The sequence below is a fragment of the Variovorax sp. F042 genome (assembly GCF_057814215.1).
Genome location: NZ_JBVASX010000009.1, coordinates 21969 through 41015 on the forward strand (window position 1 = coordinate 21969; position 19047 = coordinate 41015).

Sequence of the window (19047 nt, forward strand, 5' to 3'; positions counted from 1 at the left end):
TCAGTGCGGCACTTCGGCCGGGCCTGAGGCGGCCGCACTGCGCCTCGGGCTTTTGATCAGCAACAGCAGCGGAATCGCCAGCACCGTGATGATCATCATGATCGCGAAGTCGTCCAGGTAGCCGATCAGCGCGCCCTGCCGCGTCACCTCCGCATTCAGCAGCGCCAGCCCCGTCATCGTGTCGGGCGACATCATCTGCGGCAGCGTCGACAGCGCGGTATTGCCCGGCGCCACGGTCGACGCGATCTGCGCATGCGCCTTGCTCGAGCCTTCGGTCAGCAGCGCCTGCACGATCGAGATGCCCACGCTGCTGCCGATGTTGCGCAGCAGGCTGAAGATGGGCGTGCCCTGGTTGCGCAGCCGCGGCGCCAGCGTGGCGAAGGTGGCGGTCGACAGCGGCACGAAGGTGAAGCCGATGCCCAGGCCCTGGATGAAGCCCGAGACGATGATCAGCGTGCTGTCCATCTGCAGCGTGAGCCGCGTCATCTGGTAGAGCGAGAACGCCGTGAGGCCGAAGCCCACAGCCATGATCGCGCGCACGTCCACCTTCTGCACCAGCCGGCCCACGATGATCATCGCGATCATCGTGCCAACGCCGCGCGGCGCCGTCACCTCGCCCGTGTAGACCACCGGATAACCCATCAGCCCCTGCAGGAAGTTGGGCAGCAGCGCCATCGTCGCGAACAAGATCATGCCGACGATGAACGCGAACAACAGGCCAGTGACGAAGTTGCGGTCTTTCAGCAGGTCGCGGTCGAAGAAAGACACGCCCTGCACCGTCCACGTGTGGACTACGAAGAAGCCGAAGGCCACCAGCGCGGCGGCAGCTTCGAGCTTGATCTCCCACGAATCGAACCAGTCGAGCTGTTCGCCGCGGTCGAGAAACAGCTGCAGCATGCCGATGGCCAGGCTCAGCGTGACAAAGCCGAAGATGTCGAGCTTCTCGCCCTGCGGCCGGCTCTCGGGCAGGTAGCGTGCGATGCCCCAGAACGCGAAGATACCCACCGGCAGGTTGATGAAGAACACCCAGCGCCAGTCGAAGTTCTCGGTGAGCCAGCCGCCCAGCAGCGGCCCGAGGATGGGTCCGACCATGATGCCCGCGCCCCAGATCGCCATTGCCTGGCCGACCTTCTCGCGCGGGTTGATGTCGAGCAGCACAGCCTGCGACAGCGGCACCAGCGCCGCGCCGAAGATGCCCTGCAGCAGCCGCGCGGCCACGATGCCGACCAGCGAGGTCGCAAGCCCGCACAGCGCCGAGGCCACCGTGAAGCCGATCACCGAGATGATGAACACGCGCCGCCGCCCCCAGTGGCCGCACAGCCAGCCGGTCAGCGGCAGCGCGATGGCCGAGGCCACGATGTACGAGGTGAGCACCCAGGTGATCTGGTCCTGCGAGGCCTGCAGGCTGCCCTGCATGTGGGGCAGTGCGACGTTGGCGATCGTGGTGTCCAGCGCCTGCATGATGGTCGCCAGCATGATCGAGATGGTGATCATGCCGCGGTGCGGCACCTTGGTTCCGGGCGCGACGCTCATGGCTTCTTGCCCTCGCCCGAGGTGATTTCCACGAGGCTGCCTTGCACCTTGGCGAGCAGGCTCAGCAGTTGCGCGCGCTCGGGTTGCGACAGCACCGCCATCACGCGGGCATTGAGCCCGTCGCTGAGGCTGAGCGCGCTGTCGAGCGCTTTCTCGGCGCTGGGCTCCAGATGAATCTTGTTGACGCGGCGGTCCGTGGCGCTGGGCTCGCGGCGGATCCAGCCGGCCGCGGCCATGCGGTCGCACAGGCCGGCCACGGCCATCGGGGTCAGGTCGAGCCGCTGCGCGAGTTCGGCCTGCGAGAGGGGCTCTTCATCGCCGTGCATGGCCAGCGCGCCGAGCAGGCGGCACTGGGCGCTGGTGAGGCCGATGCGTTCGCGCGCGAGGCGGTCGAACTCTTCGCTGTAGAGCTTGCCCACGCTCTTGACGAGGAAGCCGAAGCGCTGGGTGAAGTCCCTTTTCATAAGGGACTTGATTATCTACATGTTTATTAGTTGGGACTTAGCAAGCCCCCCTCGCACTCACACACTCACAGTCAAAGCCAGCCGGCGCGCCTGAACCGGTAGTAGAGATAGCCGCAGGTGCTGACGATCAGCCCCAGCGCCACCGCATAGCCATAGCGGAATTTCAGCTCCGGCATGTTCTCGAAGTTCATGCCCCAGATGCCGGCGAAGGCGGTGCACACCGCGAAGATGCTGGCCCAGGCCGCGAGCCGCTTGGTGACTTCGCTTTCCTCGATGGTGACCATCGACAGGTTCACCTGGATCGCCGTGCCGATGGTGTCGCGCATAGCGTCGATCGAGCCGTTGATGCGCCCCAGGTGGTCGCCCACGTCACGAAAGTACTCCTGCGAGCTCATGCAGATCTGCGGCACGCGCCCTCCGTGCATCTTGCCCGATGCCTCCAGCAGCGGCGCCACCGCACGCTTGAGGATCATGCTGCGCCGCTTCAGGTCGTAGAGCTGCTTGATCTTGTCGCGCGCTGCGCCGCCCTGGCCGAAAAGCTGCTGCTCGATGGCTTCGAGCTCGTCCTCCAGCGCGTCGATCACCGGAAAGTAGCGGTCGACCACCGCGTCCATCAACGCATACAGCACGAAGCCCGCGCCGTTGCGCAGCAGGTCCGGCTCGCGCTCGCAGCGCTCGCGCACGCCAAGAAAGCCCTGCTTGCTGCGGTTGCGCACCGACAGCACGTAGTTGCTGCCGACGAACACGTCGACCTCGCCCACGTTCGTGCAGTGCTCGCCCTCGGGCGATGGCTCGACCATGTGCATGACGACGAAGAGCGAGTCGCCGTATTCCTCCATCTTCGGCCGCTGGTGGCCGTTGCGGGCGTCTTCCACCGCGAGTGGATGCAGGCCGAATTCGTGCTGCATCACGCTCAGTTCTTCCGGTGAGGCGTCGCTCAGCGCCACCCAGACGAAGCAGCCCGGCCGGCTGATGTAGTCGCTGATGGCCTCGACCGAGATGTCGGCGAGCTTGGCGCCGTTTTCATAAGCGACGCAATTGATCAGCATCGGTACTCTTCCATATTCAATCTGGACGTCGATCAGGTCGTCGCGTTGGAATTCGAAGTTGCGGCCAGTTGGGCGGTGGCCGCCAGCGAAGCCTCGATGGCTTGCGTTTCGCTCCTGAGCAGCGCGAGCCCCTTTTCAGCCAGCGCGGAATGGCTCGCAACATCGGCCCACAGGCTGGCCGCGGCTTCGGAGCATGTCAGCGATGCGAATCGGATGCGGCCTTTCGCGAGCTCGACGAAACGCGCCTCGCGCAGGGGGTCGGTCCGGTCCCAGGCACCGCCGATGATCACGCGCTTGCCGCGCTTGATGCGGGGTTCGAGTTCCGCGAAGAAAGGCAGCTTCGCCGACACCCAACCCAGCATGCCGGCGCTGGCCGCGGTGTCGAAGGCGGATGGAGCGGCGTGCGCTTTCGCAAAGTCGCGCAAGGCACCCAAGTTGTAGAGCACCGGGTCCTTGGGCCCCGCTGCGCCGCCTTCCACCGGCCTGATGACAGACGGGCTGTGGCCCGCGCGCCCCTCGGGCCGTTTCGACTTTCGCAGCTCCGCAAGCTGGGCCGGTGTTATGCACAGATACAGCGCGGCAAGCTCTGCGGGCAAGGTGGCGCTGCCGGGCAGCGCAGCCGCGTTCGCTTCAAGGCCTTTGAAATCATCCAGCTGGGCCATGGGCGCCTTGTTTGTTCTTCACGCGGGGGTCGCGTCGGGGGATTTTAGAGTGGTGGGTGCGGGCCCGGCCGGCGCCTTGCGGATGCCCCATACAAGATAATCCGAGCCAAGGCTCGCTCGGATACCCCGACACAGACACAAGGCGAAATCATTGAATTCGAAGGATAAATCGACGGCATCCCCTGGCGGGGCAGAAGCAACGCTCGGGCACACCCCGATGATGGCCCAATATCTAGGCCTCAAGGCGGACCATCCGGACACCCTGCTGTTCTACCGGATGGGCGATTTCTACGAACTCTTCTGGGCCGACGCCGAAAAGGCCGCGCGCCTGCTCGACATCACGCTCACCCAGCGCGGCCAGTCGGCCGGCCAGCCGGTGGTGATGTGCGGCGTGCCCTTCCACGCGGTCGATACCTACCTGGGCCGCCTCATCAAGCTGGGCGAATCGGTCGCCATCTGCGAGCAGGTGGGCGAAGTCGGCGCCAGCAAGGGCCCGGTCGAACGCAAGGTGGTTCGCGTGGTCACGCCCGGCACGCTGACCGACTCCGAACTGCTCAACGACAAGAGCGAATCGCTGCTGCTCGCGGTGCATGCGGGCTCGCGCAATTTCTGCGGGCTGGCATGGCTCAGCGTGACCGGTGCCGAACTGCGGCTGGCTGAATGCCCAGCCGACGCGCTCGAAGCCTGGATCGCTCGCATCGCGCCCAGCGAGCTGCTGTACAGCGCCGAAGTAACGCCTGCCTTCGAGCAACGCCTGAAAGCCGCGCGCAGTGCCACGCCCTTCACGCTGTCGATTCGCCCAGCGTGGCAATTCGACGGCGGCCTGGGCGAGCGCAAGCTGGCCGAGCAGATGGGCAGCAACAGCCTCGCCGCCTGGAACGCCGAATCGCTGACCAACGCACATGCCGCGGCCGCCGCGCTGCTGGGCTATGCCGAGCACACCCAGGGCCGCGCGCTTTCGCACGTGCAGCGCCTGTCGGTCGAGCGCGACGGCGACCTGATCGAGCTGCCGCCCACTACGCGCCGCAACCTCGAACTGGTGCAGACGCTGCGTGGCGAAGACTCACCCACGATGTTCTCGCTGCTCGACACCTGCATGACGGGCATGGGCAGCCGCCTGCTGAAACGCTGGCTGCTCTCGCCCCGGCGCGACCGCTCCGAAGCGCAGGCCCGGCTCGAAGCCATCGGCGCCCTGCAGTCGACCGTGCTTGGCGGCACTGCCGCGCCGTGGCGCACGCTGCGCGAGCAGCTCAAGAACACGAGCGACGTGGAACGCATCGCCGCACGCATCGCGCTACGGCAGGTGCGCCCGCGCGAACTGCTGGCGCTGCGGCTGGCGCTATCGAAAGCGGAGCAGCTTGCGCCCTTGCTGCCTGCGTCTGCAAACCTCCTGGCCCAGATCACCGAACGCCTGGCCCCGCCCCCCGGCTGCGCCGACCTGCTGACCAGCGCCATCAAGCCCGACCCGTCCGCGCTGGTGCGCGACGGCGGGGTGATCGCTACCGGCCACGACGCCGAACTCGACGAGCTGCGCGCCATCAGCGAGAACTGCGACGACTTTTTGCTGAAGCTCGAAATCAGCGAACGCGAGCGCACCGGCATCAGCAACCTGCGGGTGCAGTTCAACCGCGTGCACGGCTTCTACATCGAGGTGACGCAAAGCGCGCTCTCGAAGGTGCCCGACAACTACCGCCGCCGCCAGACGCTGAAGAACGCCGAGCGCTTCATCACGCCCGAGCTGAAAGCCTTCGAGGACAAGGCCCTGAGCGCGCAAGACCGCGCGCTGGCCCGCGAGAAGTGGCTGTACGAGCAACTGCTCGACGCGCTGCAGCCCTCGGTGCCCGCGCTCACGCAGCTGGCCGGCGGCATCGCCACGCTCGACGCGCTGTGCGCGCTGGCCGAGCGCTCGCACACGCTGCACTGGCGCGCACCGAGCTTCGTGGCGCACCCCTGCATCGAGATCCAGCAGGGCCGCCACCCGGTGGTGGAAGCGCGGCTGGCCGAGAAGTCGTCGGGCGGCTTCATCGCCAACGACACGCAACTCGGGCCGCAGCAGCGCATGCAGGTCATCACCGGTCCCAACATGGGCGGTAAGTCGACGTACATGCGGCAGGTGGCCATCATCGTGCTGCTGGCCTCCATCGGCTCGCACGTGCCGGCGGCAGCCTGCCGGCTCGGGCCGATCGACGCCATCCACACCCGCATCGGCGCAGCGGACGACCTGGCCAATGCGCAGTCGACCTTCATGCTCGAAATGACCGAGGCTGCGCAAATCTTGCACAGCGCCACCGCGCAGTCGCTGGTGCTGATGGACGAGATCGGCCGCGGCACCAGCACCTTCGACGGGCTTGCGCTGGCCGCCGGCATCGCGGCCCAGCTGCACGACCGCAGCAAGGCCTTCACGCTGTTCGCCACGCACTATTTCGAGCTGACCGAGTTCCCGGCCACGCACCATGGCGCGGTGAACATGCACGTGAGCGCGACCGAGGCGGGCCGCGACATCGTGTTCCTGCACGAAATGCAGCCCGGCCCGGCCAGCAAGAGCTACGGCATCCAGGTGGCGCGGCTCGCGGGCATGCCCGCGGCGGTGGTCAACCATGCGCGGCAGGCGCTGGAGGCGCTTGAATCGCAGCATGCGCAAACTCGTGCACAGGTCGACCTGTTTGCACCGCCTCCGGTGGCCGAGACACCGCTGGCCAGCGCCGTAGAATCCGCGCTGGCCGCGCTCGACCCCGACACCATGAGCCCGCGCGAGGCCCTCGATGCCTTGTATGCCCTTCAAAAACTGAATAAACGTGAACTCGGTGCCGCATGATCCGGCGCCGGTCATGCCAGACGAACCCATGACTTACTGCGTAGGCATCAAACTCAACGCCGGCCTGGTGTTTCTCTCCGACTCGCGCACCAACGCGGGCGTGGACCACATCAGCACCTTCCGCAAGATGATCGTCTACGAGCAGCCGGGCGACCGCGTCATGGTGCTGCTGTCGTCGGGCAACCTGAGCATCTCGCAGTCGGTGCGAGAAATCCTCCAGATCGAGGAGCTGCGCGAAACCCGCGAAGACGGCACGCAGGGCGAGCCCATCACCATCTGGAACGCGAAGAGCATGTTCGATGCCGCGCGCGTGCTCGGCTCGGCGGTGCGCCACGTGTACGACCGCGATGCCGAGGCGCTCAAGCATGCGGGGCTGGACTTCAACGTGTCCTTCATCTTCGGCGGGCAGGTCAAGGGCGAAGGCATGCGCCTCTTCCTGGTCTACGCAGCCGGCAACTTCATCGAGGCCACCACCGAGACGCCCTACTTCCAGGTCGGCGAGTCGAAGTACGGCAAGCCCGTGCTCGACCGTGTTCTCACGCCCGAAACGCCGCTCGACGAAGCAGCCAAGTGCGCGCTGGTGTCGATGGACTCGACCATGAAGTCGAACCTGTCGGTCGGCCTGCCGCTCGACCTCGTGGTGTACGAGGCCAACAAGCTCGAAACCGACCGCGTGATCTGCATCGACGCCGACAACCCCTACTACCGCATGGTGCACAGCAGCTGGGGCCAGAAGCTGCGCGAGGTGTTCGACAGCATCGAAGACCCGGTGTGGGACGACAGCCAGACCGAGCATCCGCTGAAGATGCCGGCCACGCGGCACAGCCCGCTGCGCAAGATTTCCACGCCAGACGAAAAGCTGATCTGACCCCCGTGCCCCCGGTCGTCTTCTCGCACGGCAACAGCTTTCCCGCGAGCACCTACCGCGTCGTCCTCGACAGCCTGCGCAACCGCGGCTTCGAGGTCGATGCCATCGAGAAATTCGGGCACGACCCGAAGTACCCCGTCACCGACAACTGGCCGCACCTGGTGCAGCAGCTGGCCGACTTTGCAAAGCTGCGTGCCGACCGCGCGGGCGGACCGGTGTTCCTGATCGGCCATTCGCTTGGCGGATTCCTGAGCCTGATGTGCGCGGCGCTGCACCCGGAGTTGGCGCGCGGCGTGGTGCTGATCGACTCGCCCATCCTCGGCGGCTGGCGCGCGAACACGCTCAACGTGGTCAAGCGCACGCCGCTCATGAAGAGCATTTCGCCCGGCGCCATCAGCCGCAAGCGCAAGAACAGCTGGGAGCATCGCGAGGCGGTGTTCGAGCATTTCCGCAGCAAGAAGGCGTTCGCGAAGTGGGATGAGCAGGTGCTGCACGACTACATCGACCACGGCACCTTCGATGCCGACAAGGCTGGCGAGGACGGCCGTTCACTGAGCTTCGACCGCGACGTCGAAACCGCCATCTACAACACCCTGCCCCACAACCTCGGCGCGCTTCTGCGCGCGCACCCGCTCAAGTGCAAGGCCGCCTTCATCGGCGGGCGCCAGTCGGCCGAGATGAAGCGGGTGGGCATGGCGATGACCGAGCAGGTCACCAAGGGCCGCATCGCCATGATGGACGGCACGCACCTGTTCCCGATGGAAAAGCCGCTGGCAACAGCCGCGGCCATCGAGGCCGCGCTGCGCAACCTGCTCTGAGCGACCGCGCCGTCACCCCTGGGTGACGTGCACCCCGGGCCGCCGGCCCGCATTCCACTTGCCGTCGAGCGCCCGCTCGATCTGCGCAGCCAGCTGCAGCAGCAGCCCGTCGTTCGCCTGCGCCGCCTGTGCCTGGATGCCCAGCGGCATGCCGTTTTCCTGCGAGGCCATCGGCAGCGAGATGCCCGGCATGCCGCACAGATTGGCCAGCGGCGTGTACGCGAAGTTCTTCCAGAGGTTGGCAAACCAGTCGTAGACGGACGGGTTCGTGCTCGTCGTCAGGTACTCGCTGGTGCCGACCTTGGGCGTAGGCAGCGCGGTGATCGGCGTCAGGATGACGTCCCAGCGCTGGAAGAAATCGCCGAAGGCGCGCGAGGTGGTGTTGAACACCGCCTGCATCTTCGAGCGCTCGGTGTACGAGGTGTGCAGCCCGGCTTCCCAGATCTTGATGTTGATCGGCTCCAGCAGCTCGGCCGGCGGGCGCTCCAGCCCAAGCCGGTGCAGGTGGCCGTCGATGACCTGCGCGAAGTTGCTGATGTAGCAGGTGGTCTGCGCGGCAAAGGCGGCTTTGAAATCGACCTCGGGCAGCACCCATTCGACGTGATGGCCTAGCCCCTCGAGAAACTTGCCGACACGCTCCAGCTCGGCCACGAAATGCGGCGTGGCGCGAAAGTCGCCCCACTCGTGCGACAGCGCGATGCGCAGGCGGCCCGGGTCGCACCGGATGAGTTCGCTGTACGGCGCTGCCGGCGACCAGAAGGGCATGAACTCGCCGGGCGCGCCGCCGCGGCAGTGGTCGACGAAGGCCGCCGTGTCGCGCACCGTGCGGCTGTGGCAGCCCTGGATCGACACCAACCCCGAGAGGTCCGACAGGCCGGGCGCCAGCGAGAACACGCCACGCGACACCTTCAGGCCGATGTTGCCGTTCACGCCCGCCGGAATGCGGATGGAGCCGCCGCCGTCGGTGGCATGCGAGAGCGGCAGCACACCGGCGGCAACGGCGGCGGCCGTACCGGCCGACGAGCCGCAGGTGGTGTATTCCAGATCCCAGGGGTTGCGCGTGGTGTGCAGCGCGTTCTCCGCCGAGCTGCACACGCCGAACTCCGGCGTCGTGCTGCGGCCCACGATGTTGAGGCCCGCCTTGCGTAGCTGCTGCGTAAGAAAGCTGTCGGCCGCCGGGCGATGGCCCTGCATCATCATCGAGCCGAATTCCTGCAGCCGGCCCTTCAGCGTCGGCCCGAGATCCTTCATCAGGTAGGGCAGGCCCGCGAACACGCCATCGGGGTTCATGCCGTCCTTCAGCGGATCGGCCACCACGTCGTCGAACACCTCGACCACCGCATCGAGTTGCGGGTTGAGCTTCGCGATGCCCGCCGCGGCCTGGGCCGCCAGCTCCGCCGCCGTCACGTCGCCCTTGCGGACCCGTTCCGCCAACCCGATGCCGTCGTGATCGGCCCATTCGTTCCAGCTCATTGCCAGCGTCATCCGCGGTGCTCCATTCTTTCGAGATTTCGTTTCAAGGACTGAGCGCCCGATTTTGCCGAGCGTGTCGGCGCGACGCATACTCGCTCGTCCTTGGGTGAGCAGGAACGAGGGACAACGAGCGCATCGCATGACCGACACCGCCAGGATCGCCACCACGCTGACCGCCTCGCGCCCGCGCGCGGTGGCGGCGCTGCTGCGCTACTTCCGCGAGCTGGACACGGCCGAGGAAGCCTTCCAGGAAGCCAGCCTGCGCGCCCTGCAGCACTGGCCCGCAAGCGGCCCTCCCAGCGACCCGCTGGCCTGGCTGATCTTCGTCGGGCGCAATGCGGCGCTCGACGAGGTGCGCCGGCGCAACCGGCACGACGCGCTGCCCGAGGACGACACACTCATCTCCGATCTCGAAGACACCGAGGCCCGGCTCGTCGAGCAGCTTGACCACGCCCACTACCGCGACGACGTGCTGCGCCTGCTGTTCGTCTGCTGCCACCCCGAGCTGCCGCTCACGCAGCAGATCGCGCTGGCGCTGCGCATCGTCTCGGGCCTGTCGGTGCAGGAGATCGCGCGTGCCTTCCTCGTCGGCGAAAGCGCGATGGAGCAGCGCATCACGCGCGCCAAGAAGCGCGTGGCGTCGGCCGGCATTCCCTTCGACACGCCGGGCCGACGCGAGCGCGACGAGCGGCTGGCCGCCGTGTGCACCACGGTCTACCTGCTGTTCAACGAAGGCTACTCGGCCAGCGGCGGCACCGAGCACGTGCGCGCAGCGTTGTGCGAAGAGGCGATACGCCTCGCGCGGCTGCTGCTCGCGATCTTTCCCGACGAGCCCGAGCTGATGGGCCTTGCCGCCCTGCTCCTGCTGCAGCATGCGCGCGCCGATGCGCGGCTCGATGCCGGCGGCATGCTCGTGCTGCTCGAAGACCAGGACCGCGCGCGCTGGAACCGCACGCTGATCGGCGAGGGCCTTGCGCTGGTCGAAGGCGCGCTGCGGCAACGCCGGCCCGGCCCCTACCAGCTGCAGGCGGCCATCGCAGCCACCCACGCGCAGGCCGCGCGCGCCGAAGACACGAACTGGGCCGAGATCGACCGTCTCTACGTAGCGCTCGAAACCCTTCAGCCCTCGCCGGTCGTCACGCTGAACCGCGCAGTGGCCGTGCACAAGCTGCACGGGCCGCAGGTGGCACTGGCGCTGACGAAACCGCTGGCCGGTGCACTGGCCGACTACTTCCACTTCCACGGCCTGCAGGGCACGCTGCTGATGCAGCTCGGCCAAGACGAGGAAGCCCATGCCGCCTTCGCGCGCGCCCTCGGCCTGGCCCGCACGGCGGCGGAAGCGGCGCACATCCGAACGATGCTCGACCGCCTCAGCGCGCCGCACTGATCGATCCTCCCGAACCACGAACCACAGCCAGAAAAAGGAAGACCATGCTCTATTCCATCCTCATCTACGGTTCCGAATCCGCGGTGGCCGCCTGGGAGCCCGGCGTCGAAGAGGAGATGCTCGATCGCCACACCGACCTGCGCGACGACCTGCAGGCACAAGGCCGGCTCGGCACGGTACTGCGGCTGATGCCGAACGTGGCCACCACGGTGCGCCGCGCGGGCGACATGCACCCGCTGGTCACCGACGGCCCCTTTGCCGAGACAAAGGAACAGCTGATGGGCATCTACATCGTGGAGTGCGAAACCGTCGAGGAGGCCACGCATGCCGCGCACCGGCTGGCCTTCGAGACCGGCGTGTTCGAGATCAGGCCGATCACCTGGTACGACCCGGGCGTGATTCCGGCGAGGATTCCGCAGGTCTGAAGCGACGGAAGATTTTTTCGGCAGCGTTGTCGGATCGCGCCGCCGCCGTCCGTCCTTGGCTGGAACGCCCGCATGTCGCGGGCGGCAACCCAAGGAGAAGACGATGTCCCACACATTCAAGGACCGGTGCTTGGTGATTCATGGCGGCAGCGGCGCCATCGGCGGCGCGGTGGCCCGCGCTTTTGCCCGCGAAGGCGCCCGGGTGTTCATCACGGGGCGCAACCGCGCCAGGCTCGATGCGGCGGTGCAGGCCATCGTGACCGAGGGCGGCCGCGCCGAGGCGGCGGTGGTCGACGCGCTCGACGAGCAGGCCATGGTCCGCCACGCCGGCGAGGTGGCCGAACGCGCCGGCGGCATCGACATTGCGCTCAACGCCATCGGCATCCTGCACGTGCAGGGCACGCCGCTGTCGGCGCTGTCGCTGGAAGACTTCTTCGTGCCCGTGCACGCCTACACCCGCAGCCCCTTTCTCACGGCCAAGGCCGTCGCGCCGCACATGGCAAAGCGCGGCGGCGTAATCCTTTCAGTGTCGACACCGGCTTCGCGCCTGCCCGGCCCGGGCTATCTGGGCCACGCGGTGGCCTGCGCGGGCGTGGAGGCGTTGTCGCGCCACATGGCCGGCGAACTGGCAGCCTTCAACATCCGCACGGTGTGCATCCGCTCGCACGCCATTCCCGAAGCGGCGTTCGGCGGCTCGCATTCCTACGAAGTGTTCCGCCCGGCCGCGGAGAGCATGGGGATCACGGTCGAGCAGATGCTCGCGGACAAGCCACCCGGCCTCCTCGTGAAGCGGCTTCCCTCGCTCGACCAGATGGCGGCCGCCGCGCTGTTCGCCGCATCGGAAGGCGCTGGCGCGATGACAGGCGCGGTGCTGAACCTCAGCGGCGGCATCACGCTGGACTGAGGGCGGCTCCCTAGAATCGCGCAGGTCATCCTGAACCTCACCGACCTCCGCATGTCTCTCGAACTCCCGTCAGCGCCCGCATTGGCCGACGCACTCATCGTCGATCCGTTCTATCTCGCAATCTCCGTCGACTTCGGGCACGACATGCCGACCCGCAAGGCGGTGCTCGCCAGGTACTTCGCCTACTCGCTGGGCGAGGCCGCGCGAACCGGGCGCTTCCTGGCGACGGAAGACGGCAAGCTCGGCGCGGCGGCCTGGCTGCTGCCGCGCACGAATGACGTCGACGCAGCCGAGTCGGCGGCAAAGAACGAATTCCTCGCGAGCACACTGGGCCCGCGCGGCTACGACAACTACCACCGCATCGTCGAATTCATGGCTGCATGTGCGCCGGCCGTGGTGCCGGCGGGGGCCTGGTACCTGTCGATCCTCGGCATCTCGCCCGCCGCACAGGGGCGCGGGCTGGGTGCGCAGCTGCTGGCGCCAACGCTGGTCGAAGCCGACGCGGCAGGCGCGCCGTGCTTCCTGGAAACCTTCACGCCGCGCAGCGTGGCGTTCTACGAGCGGCTGGGCTTTCGCAGCGCGGCGGAACACCTGGAGCCGGTCACGAACTCGGCGTACGCGATCATGTGCCGGCCCGCCGCGGACATACTTCGCAACAACCACGGAAAATAAGCAAATACCGTTACCCGTCGCGCCGCGCTGGCCGAAGAATCCGCCGCATGTCCCCTCTCCCGATCGAAGACGCCGAACCCGTCTCGCTGAGCCCCGCCCTCATCGTCGAGGACGACCCCGCCATGCAGGCACGCCTGCGCTACGTGCTCTCCACGCTCGGCTGCAACGAGGAGCGCATTGCGGTGACCGACAGCGTCGCCGGGGCGCAGCAACTGCTCGGCGAGCATGGCTACGGCGTGGTGCTGGTGGACATCGGCCTGCCCGACGGCAGCGGCGTGGAGCTCATCGGCTGGCTGCAGGCGCACCACCCGGGCATTCCGGCGGTGGTGATATCGGCCTGGCGCACCGAGGAAATCATCTTCGCGGCACTGCGCGCGGGCGCCATCGGCTATCTGCTGAAAGAGCGTGACGACGTCGAACTCGGCATTGCGCTGCGCAGCATCGAACAGGGCGGTGCGCCCATCGACCCCAGCATCGCGCGCCACATCCTCGCGTGGCTCGCAACGCACCAGCCGACGGCCGACGCGCAGGTGCAAGCCTCCGGCGCCGCACCCGCCGCCGATGGACTGGCCCCGCTGACGCGCCGCGAGCGCAAGATCCTCGAGCTCGTGTCGCAAGGCCTGAGCAATCGCGACATGGCCGAGTCGCTGTCGATCTCCAGACTGACCGTGGAATGCCACACCAAGAACATCTACCGCAAGCTGGCCGTCAATTCGCGCACCGAAGCCGTCTTTCAGGCGCGAAGGCATGGCTTGCTGCGCTGACGGGCGCACTGCTCCTCCTGCTTCTTGCGGCCAGCCCGGCCTTCGCCCAGGCAACCGCCGCGCCCGCGCTGCACGTCGAAGCCGTGCGCGGCACCGGCTGGAACGACACGGCCCCGCCCGCTGAAGGCTGGGCACCCGTCACCCTGCCCGACAGCTGGGCCACGCGCTGGCCCGGCTTCGACGGCGTGGTCTGGTACCGCCTTAGCTGGGAGCAGCCCGAGCAGGTGCGCGAAACCGGCCTGCTGCTGCACTACCTCAACATGGCCGGCGAGGTGTCGCTCAACGGCACGCCGATTTCGCGCGACGACAGCCTGGTCGAGCCGCTCACGCGCGCCTGGAACACACCGCGCCACTGGCTGCTGGCGCCGCCGCTGCTCAGGCCCGGCACCAACACGCTGCTGGTGCGCGTATCGGGCCTGTTCGCCTATCAGGCGGGGCTGGGGCCGGTGAGCCTGGGCACGCCGGCCGCGATGCAGGCAGAGTTCGAGCAGGAGCGCCTCGTGCGCCGCGACCTGCAGGTACTGGGCCTCGCGGTGAGCGCGGCGGCCTCGGCCTTCTTCGCCGCCCTGTGGCTGCTGCGTCGGCGCGAGACGGCCTACGGATGGTTCGCGCTGATGTCCGTGCTGTGGCTGCTGTTCGGCTACAACCAGATCGCGACCAGCCCCTGGCCTTTTGCCAGCAACCACAGCTGGCAGGCGCTGAACATCTCGACGCTGCTGGTCTTCGGCGTTTCCTACGTCGTCTTCGCGCTGCGCTTCTGCGGGCGGCGCATGCCCCGGCTGGAGGGCGCGGCGCTGCTGGTTGCGGTGATCGGCGTGCTCGACCTGTGGCTGGCGCCCCACGCAGACCTGATCGCGCACCGCGCCATCTGGACGCTGGTGGGCGGCTTCACCGTCATCGCGGTGAACGGCACCTCGATCGCCCACGCCCTGCGCCACCGAAACAGCCCGATGCGCTCGCTCGCGCCGTTCATGGCGGTGTCGGCGCTGACGGACGCGCACGACCTGCTGGTGTTCACGCAGGTGATCGACAGCAACACCTACTACACGACGATGTCTTCGTACATCCTGCTGCTGGGCATGGCGCTGACGCTGGCCGCGCAGTTCGTGAAGAGCCTCAAGCGCATCGAGAACTTCAACACCGAGCTGATCGAGGAAGTGAACGCGGCCAAGGCCGACCTCGCCGCCACGCTGGCGCAGCAGCACGCGCTGGAGCTGACGCATGCGCGCATCGGCGAACGCGTGAACCTGGTGAGCGACCTGCACGACGGCCTCGGCGGCATGCTGGTGGGCAGCATCGCCACGCTGGAGCGCACGCCCGAGAACCTCAGCGCGCCCGAGCTGCTCGCCATGCTCAAGCGCCTGCGCGACGACCTGCGGCTGATCATCGACGCCACCGGCCGCGACGACGGCGTCCGCGCGCTGGGCGAGCTGCTGGCGCCGCTGCGCCACCGCAGCGCGCAGCTGCTCGACGCCAACGGCATCGACTGCCGCTGGCAGGTGTCGGGCATCGACACGCTCGAACTGCCGCCTTCGCAGAGCCTCGACCTGATGCGCTTCCTGCAGGAGGCGCTGACCAATGTGCTCAAGCACAGCGCGAGCCGGCGCGTGGACGTGACCGTGGCGCGCGCGGGCGCCGAGCTCCGGCTCAGCGTGCGCGATGACGGGCGCGGCTTTGCGGTCGAAGGCACTGGCGAAGCCGGCGGCGCAGGGTTGCGCAGCCTGCGCACGCGGGCGCGCCGCCTCGGCGCCGAGCTGCAGTTGCAGTCGCGCCCCGGCGAGACGCAGGTTGCACTGCGAATGCCACTCGCGAGATGACTAGAGTTCGAGCACCAGGCGCCCTTCGCAGGCACGCGAGCAGCAGGCCATCATCTTCGTGTTGGCGTCGCGCTCCGTACGCGTGAGCACCACGTCGCGGTGATCGACCTTGCCGGAGAGCACGCGCACTTCGCACGAGCCACACAGGCCTTCTTCGCAATCGCTCTGCACGTCGACGTTCGCGGCGCGCAGCGCGGTCAGCAGGGTCTGGTCGGGCGGCACGGTGAGGACGAGGCCGGAGTCCTTCAGCTCGACCTCGAAGGCGTGCTCCTTCGACGGATCGAGCGTGGCGAGCGTCGACTCGAAATGCTCCACACGCAGCGCGCCTTCGGGCCACGCGGCGCAGCAGCTTTCCAGCGCTTCGAGCATTCGCAGCGGGCCGCAGGCATAGACCTGTGCGCCGGGCACGGGTTGCGCGAGCAAGGCCTGCAGATCGTTGCGGCGCCCTTCGTCGGCAGCGTGCACGTGCAGGCGTTCGCCATGCAGCGCGGCCAGCTCGTCGACGAAGGCCATGCTCGCACGGCTGCGGCCGCTGTAGTGCAGTTCGTAGTCCATGCCCAGCGCCTTCGCGCGCCGCGCCATCGCGCTGACCGGCGTGATGCCGATGCCGCCGGCAATGAAGATCGCCTTCTTCAGCGACTCGTCGAGGCGAAAGTGGTTGCGCGGACCGCGAATGCGCAGCCGGTCGCCCGGCTTCACGTTCGCATGCATCCATGCCGAGCCTCCGCGCCCATCGGGCTCGTGCAGCACGGCGATTTCCAGCACGCCCGCCTCGTCGGGGTCGCCGCACAGCGAGTACTGGCGCGACAGCTCGGGCGTGCCGCATTCGACGTCGATGTGCGAGCCAGGCGTCCAGCGCGGCAGCGCCTTGCCGTCGGGCGAGACGAGGCGCAGCTTGACGATGCCGTCGGCCACCGGCGTCACGCGCTCGACCACCACGGGCCTCGCGATCGAATGCGCCGAAGGTTCGCCGATGCGCACGGGCACCTGCACATCGCGCAGGCCCTTGTTCGCGCGCTCGGGGTTGGCCGCCGGGTCCCATTCCACCCACAGGTGCTCGGGCCCACGGAACGAAGTGTTCGGCACGTAGCTGAAGCGCTGCTCCGACAGCCGCATGTGCGGCAGCCGGCGCGTGAACTCCTCCAGGAAGATCTGCATTTCCATGCGCGCCAGGTTCTTGCCCATGCACTGGTGCGAGCCGTAGCCGAAGGTCAGATGGTCGCTGGCGTTGTCGCGGCGGATGTCGAACAGGTCGGCATCGGCGAAGTGCCCTTCGTCGTGGTTGGCCGACGAGGTAACGATCAGCAGGCGCGAGCCCGCCGGCAGGTCGACGCCGTCGATCTGCGTGTCTTTCGTGACGAGCCGGCGCCATGCGGCCACCGAGCCGTTGTGGCGCAGGCACTCTTCCACCGCGTTGGGAATGAGCCCCGGGTCTTCGCACAGCTCGCGCCACACGTCGGGGTGCTGCAGCAGCAGCTTCATCGCGTTGGCCGTGGCGTTGGCGGTGGTCTCGTGCGCGGCCACGATGCCGGCCATCATCATCGAGTGCAGGTACGAGTCGGTCACCACCTCGGGGTGCAGCATCTGCTTGCGGATGCCGTACTGCATCCAGCCGGGTGCGTCGGGGTCTTGCCGCATCTTCTCGAGCACCTTGCCGGCGTACTGCCAGAAGTTGCCGACCGCGTGCGCCACGGCCACCTGCTCCTCGGGCTTCGGGCGGCCCCAGGTGTTGACGGTGTGCGCGATGGAGTATTTGCGCAGCGTGTCCATGTCTTCCTCGGGCACGCCAAGGAAGTGCAGCGCCACGGTGAGCGGAATTTCCCACAGCATCTGGTCGACGAGGTCGGCCTTGCCGTCGTCGATGAAGCGGTCGACATACGCGCGCGCCAGCTCGCGCACCATCGGCTCGTGGTGCTTCAGCGCCTCGGGCGTGAACGGGTCCATCAGCGCGCGGCGGCGCGGCATGTGGGCGGGCTCGTCTTCATTGACCAGCGTGCGGTTCAGCGCGAAGCCGTATGAGGCCAGCACCGCGTTGGCTTCCTCGCCGGTGGGCGTGATCTTTTCCAGCGCATTCGACGGGCTGAAAGTGATGTTGTCGCGGAACACCGCCTTGATGTCCGCATAGCGCGTGAGCACCCAGTAGCCCAGCTTGGGGCTGTAGAAGATGGGCTCCTGCTCGCGCGCCCAGCGCACGTACTCGGGCGGGTCCTGCTGGTAGCCGTCTTCGAAGGGGTCGAAGCCGGCGGCGCGCTGGCTCACGGGGCAGCCGGTGGGCGTGCGCTCGGAAGACAGCGGCCCGTGCGCGACGGGGCAGCCGGAAGTACGCGATGGCAAGGCGGTGTCGGGCATGGCGGCAGACTCAGTCGAGGGTGATCTTCAGGTCGCGGATCAGCTTGTGCCAGCGCACGGTTTCGTTCTTCAGCAGCTCGGTGTACTGGGCTGGCGTGTTGCCCACCGGCTCCACGCCGAAGTCGACCATGCGCGTGCGCACCGAAGGCTCGTTGATCGCTGCGACGATCTGGCGGTTGAGCGTGTTCACTACCTCCGGCGACGTGGCCGAGGGCACCACCACGCCGACCAGCGCGGCAGCCTCGACGTTCTTGTAGCCGAGCTCGGCGAAGGTGGGCACGTCGGGCAACTGCGGCAGGCGCGTGGGGTTGGCCACGGCCAGCGCGCGCACCTTGCCGCCCTTGATGAAGCCGGAGCCCGCGGCCAGGTCGACCATCATGGCCGGCAGTTGTCCGCCGACCACGTCGGCCAGCGCAGGCGCCGCGCCGCGGTACGGCACATGGACCATGAAGAGCTTCGCTTCCACCTTCAGCAGCTCCATCGCGAGGTGGTGCGGGCTGCCCGCGCCGGCCGAGGCGTAGTTGATGCCGCCGGGCTTGGCCCTGGCCTGGGCGATGAAGTCCTTGGCCGAGGCGAAGCCCGAGTTCGCGCCGACCACCAGGATCATCGGGAACTTGCCCATCAGCGTGACGGGCGCGAGGTCTTTCGTCGGGCTGTAGCTCAGCGACTTGTAGAGCGCGGGGTTGAAGACCAGCGTGCCGTTGTCGGCCGAGAGGATGGTGTAGCCGTCGGCCGGGGCACGCGCGGTTTCGGCGGCGGCCAGCGCGGTGTTGCCGCCGGGCTTGTTGTCCACCAGCACCGGCTGCGCGACCTGGGTGGACAGCGTCTGGGCGACCGTGCGCGCGAGAAAGTCGGAACCGCCGCCGGCCGCGTACGGAACGATCCAGCGGATCGGCTTGGCGGGAAATGTCTGGGCGTTTGCGCTGGCAGCAGCTGCCAGCGAAAGGATCACGGCAATGCACTTCTTCATGGGGTGTCTCCGGATTGGATATTGTGTATTGCGTAATTATCATACGCATAGCGTAATCACAAAATCGCGGGTTTACC

The 19047-nt window shown here is 67.7% G+C and carries 16 protein-coding genes; 9 read left to right on the forward strand and 7 right to left on the reverse strand.

All coding sequences use genetic code 11. The annotated features are described in order from the left end of the window. The 4 genes from ACZYSP_RS24120 to ACZYSP_RS24135 all read right to left on the reverse strand — a co-directional run bounded on the left by ACZYSP_RS24120 (window position 1) and on the right by ACZYSP_RS24135 (window position 3708). Complete coding sequence (locus ACZYSP_RS24120; RefSeq protein ID WP_093059063.1) at window positions 1-1533, reverse strand: DHA2 family efflux MFS transporter permease subunit; 1533 nt, start codon at window positions 1531-1533, stop codon at window positions 1-3. After that, a complete protein-coding gene (locus ACZYSP_RS24125; protein WP_093082406.1) occupies window positions 1530-1997 on the reverse strand; it encodes a MarR family winged helix-turn-helix transcriptional regulator in 468 nt (155 codons plus the stop codon). Before ACZYSP_RS24125 ends, ACZYSP_RS24120 begins: the two co-directional genes overlap by 4 nt. A 71-nt stretch (window positions 1998-2068) precedes the next feature. Continuing rightward, on the reverse strand, window positions 2069-3046 hold the full coding sequence (locus ACZYSP_RS24130; RefSeq protein ID WP_093082404.1) for a magnesium and cobalt transport protein CorA: 978 nt from the start codon (window positions 3044-3046) through the stop codon (window positions 2069-2071). A 32-nt stretch (window positions 3047-3078) separates the two neighbouring features. Then, window positions 3079-3708 (reverse strand): hypothetical protein, encoded by a 630-nt coding sequence (locus ACZYSP_RS24135; RefSeq protein ID WP_489017019.1) that lies wholly within the window; start codon window positions 3706-3708, stop codon window positions 3079-3081. Between the two features lie 217 nt (window positions 3709-3925). Here ACZYSP_RS24135 and mutS point away from each other — a divergent pair, with 217 nt between their 5' ends. Genes mutS through ACZYSP_RS24150 form a run of 3 tightly spaced genes read left to right on the forward strand, consistent with a single transcriptional unit; the run spans window position 3926 to window position 8209 of the window. Further along, complete coding sequence (gene mutS, locus ACZYSP_RS24140) at window positions 3926-6523, forward strand: DNA mismatch repair protein MutS (RefSeq protein ID WP_093082400.1); 2598 nt, start codon at window positions 3926-3928, stop codon at window positions 6521-6523. A gap of 28 nt (window positions 6524-6551) precedes the next feature. After that, window positions 6552-7391, forward strand: a complete 840-nt coding sequence (locus ACZYSP_RS24145) for a proteasome-type protease (protein ID WP_093059103.1) — start codon at window positions 6552-6554, stop codon at window positions 7389-7391. 5 nt (window positions 7392-7396) lie between these two features. Beyond that, window positions 7397-8209, forward strand: a complete 813-nt coding sequence (locus tag ACZYSP_RS24150; protein ID WP_354337544.1) for an alpha/beta fold hydrolase — start codon at window positions 7397-7399, stop codon at window positions 8207-8209. A 12-nt stretch (window positions 8210-8221) separates the two neighbouring features. Here ACZYSP_RS24150 and ACZYSP_RS24155 read toward each other — a convergent pair whose 3' ends face one another. After that, window positions 8222-9694: an amidase gene (locus ACZYSP_RS24155; RefSeq protein ID WP_489017021.1), complete on the reverse strand. Its 1473-nt coding sequence runs from the start codon at window positions 9692-9694 to the stop codon at window positions 8222-8224. A 127-nt stretch (window positions 9695-9821) separates the two neighbouring features. Here ACZYSP_RS24155 and ACZYSP_RS24160 point away from each other — a divergent pair, with 127 nt between their 5' ends. From ACZYSP_RS24160 to ACZYSP_RS24185, 6 genes are all read left to right on the forward strand, one after another. After that, window positions 9822-11069: an RNA polymerase sigma factor gene (locus tag ACZYSP_RS24160; RefSeq protein WP_489017023.1), complete on the forward strand. Its 1248-nt coding sequence runs from the start codon at window positions 9822-9824 to the stop codon at window positions 11067-11069. A 44-nt stretch (window positions 11070-11113) separates the two neighbouring features. Then, on the forward strand, window positions 11114-11494 hold the full coding sequence (locus ACZYSP_RS24165; RefSeq protein ID WP_093177748.1) for a YciI family protein: 381 nt from the start codon (window positions 11114-11116) through the stop codon (window positions 11492-11494). Window positions 11495-11597: 103 nt separating this feature from the next. Next, entirely contained in the window at window positions 11598-12398 is an 801-nt protein-coding gene (locus ACZYSP_RS24170; RefSeq protein ID WP_489017025.1) for an SDR family NAD(P)-dependent oxidoreductase, read from the forward strand. A gap of 51 nt (window positions 12399-12449) precedes the next feature. Then, entirely contained in the window at window positions 12450-13070 is a 621-nt protein-coding gene (locus tag ACZYSP_RS24175) for a GNAT family N-acetyltransferase (RefSeq protein ID WP_489017027.1), read from the forward strand. A 47-nt stretch (window positions 13071-13117) separates the two neighbouring features. After that, window positions 13118-13834 (forward strand): response regulator transcription factor, encoded by a 717-nt coding sequence (locus ACZYSP_RS24180; protein ID WP_489017029.1) that lies wholly within the window; start codon window positions 13118-13120, stop codon window positions 13832-13834. Beyond that, window positions 13744-15651, forward strand: a complete 1908-nt coding sequence (locus ACZYSP_RS24185) for a sensor histidine kinase (RefSeq protein WP_489017031.1) — start codon at window positions 13744-13746, stop codon at window positions 15649-15651. The genes ACZYSP_RS24180 and ACZYSP_RS24185 overlap by 91 nt, the downstream gene beginning before the upstream one ends. On the opposite strand, the gene ACZYSP_RS24190 is transcribed toward ACZYSP_RS24185, so the two are convergent. After that, on the reverse strand, window positions 15652-18000 hold the full coding sequence (locus tag ACZYSP_RS24190; RefSeq protein ID WP_489017033.1) for a cytochrome P450/oxidoreductase: 2349 nt from the start codon (window positions 17998-18000) through the stop codon (window positions 15652-15654). A 10-nt stretch (window positions 18001-18010) separates the two neighbouring features. Further along, complete coding sequence (locus ACZYSP_RS24195; protein ID WP_093082375.1) at window positions 18011-18970, reverse strand: Bug family tripartite tricarboxylate transporter substrate binding protein; 960 nt, start codon at window positions 18968-18970, stop codon at window positions 18011-18013. Between the last annotated feature and the right edge of the window lie 77 nt (window positions 18971-19047).

Coding starts and splice junctions, on each gene's coding strand:
- ACZYSP_RS24120 (WP_093059063.1), bottom strand. CDS start 1,533: ATGAGCGTCGCGCCCGGAACCAAGGTGCCGCACCGCGGCATGATCACC.
- ACZYSP_RS24125 (WP_093082406.1), bottom strand. CDS start 1,997: ATGAAAAGGGACTTCACCCAGCGCTTCGGCTTCCTCGTCAAGAGCGTG.
- ACZYSP_RS24130 (WP_093082404.1), bottom strand. CDS start 3,046: ATGCTGATCAATTGCGTCGCTTATGAAAACGGCGCCAAGCTCGCCGAC.
- ACZYSP_RS24135 (WP_489017019.1), bottom strand. CDS start 3,708: ATGGCCCAGCTGGATGATTTCAAAGGCCTTGAAGCGAACGCGGCTGCG.
- mutS (WP_093082400.1), top strand. CDS start 3,926: ATGATGGCCCAATATCTAGGCCTCAAGGCGGACCATCCGGACACCCTG.
- ACZYSP_RS24145 (WP_093059103.1), top strand. CDS start 6,552: ATGACTTACTGCGTAGGCATCAAACTCAACGCCGGCCTGGTGTTTCTC.
- ACZYSP_RS24155 (WP_489017021.1), bottom strand. CDS start 9,694: ATGACGCTGGCAATGAGCTGGAACGAATGGGCCGATCACGACGGCATC.
- ACZYSP_RS24160 (WP_489017023.1), top strand. CDS start 9,822: ATGACCGACACCGCCAGGATCGCCACCACGCTGACCGCCTCGCGCCCG.
- ACZYSP_RS24165 (WP_093177748.1), top strand. CDS start 11,114: ATGCTCTATTCCATCCTCATCTACGGTTCCGAATCCGCGGTGGCCGCC.
- ACZYSP_RS24170 (WP_489017025.1), top strand. CDS start 11,598: ATGTCCCACACATTCAAGGACCGGTGCTTGGTGATTCATGGCGGCAGC.
- ACZYSP_RS24175 (WP_489017027.1), top strand. CDS start 12,450: ATGTCTCTCGAACTCCCGTCAGCGCCCGCATTGGCCGACGCACTCATC.
- ACZYSP_RS24180 (WP_489017029.1), top strand. CDS start 13,118: ATGTCCCCTCTCCCGATCGAAGACGCCGAACCCGTCTCGCTGAGCCCC.
- ACZYSP_RS24185 (WP_489017031.1), top strand. CDS start 13,744: ATGCCACACCAAGAACATCTACCGCAAGCTGGCCGTCAATTCGCGCAC.
- ACZYSP_RS24190 (WP_489017033.1), bottom strand. CDS start 18,000: ATGCCCGACACCGCCTTGCCATCGCGTACTTCCGGCTGCCCCGTCGCG.
- ACZYSP_RS24195 (WP_093082375.1), bottom strand. CDS start 18,970: ATGAAGAAGTGCATTGCCGTGATCCTTTCGCTGGCAGCTGCTGCCAGC.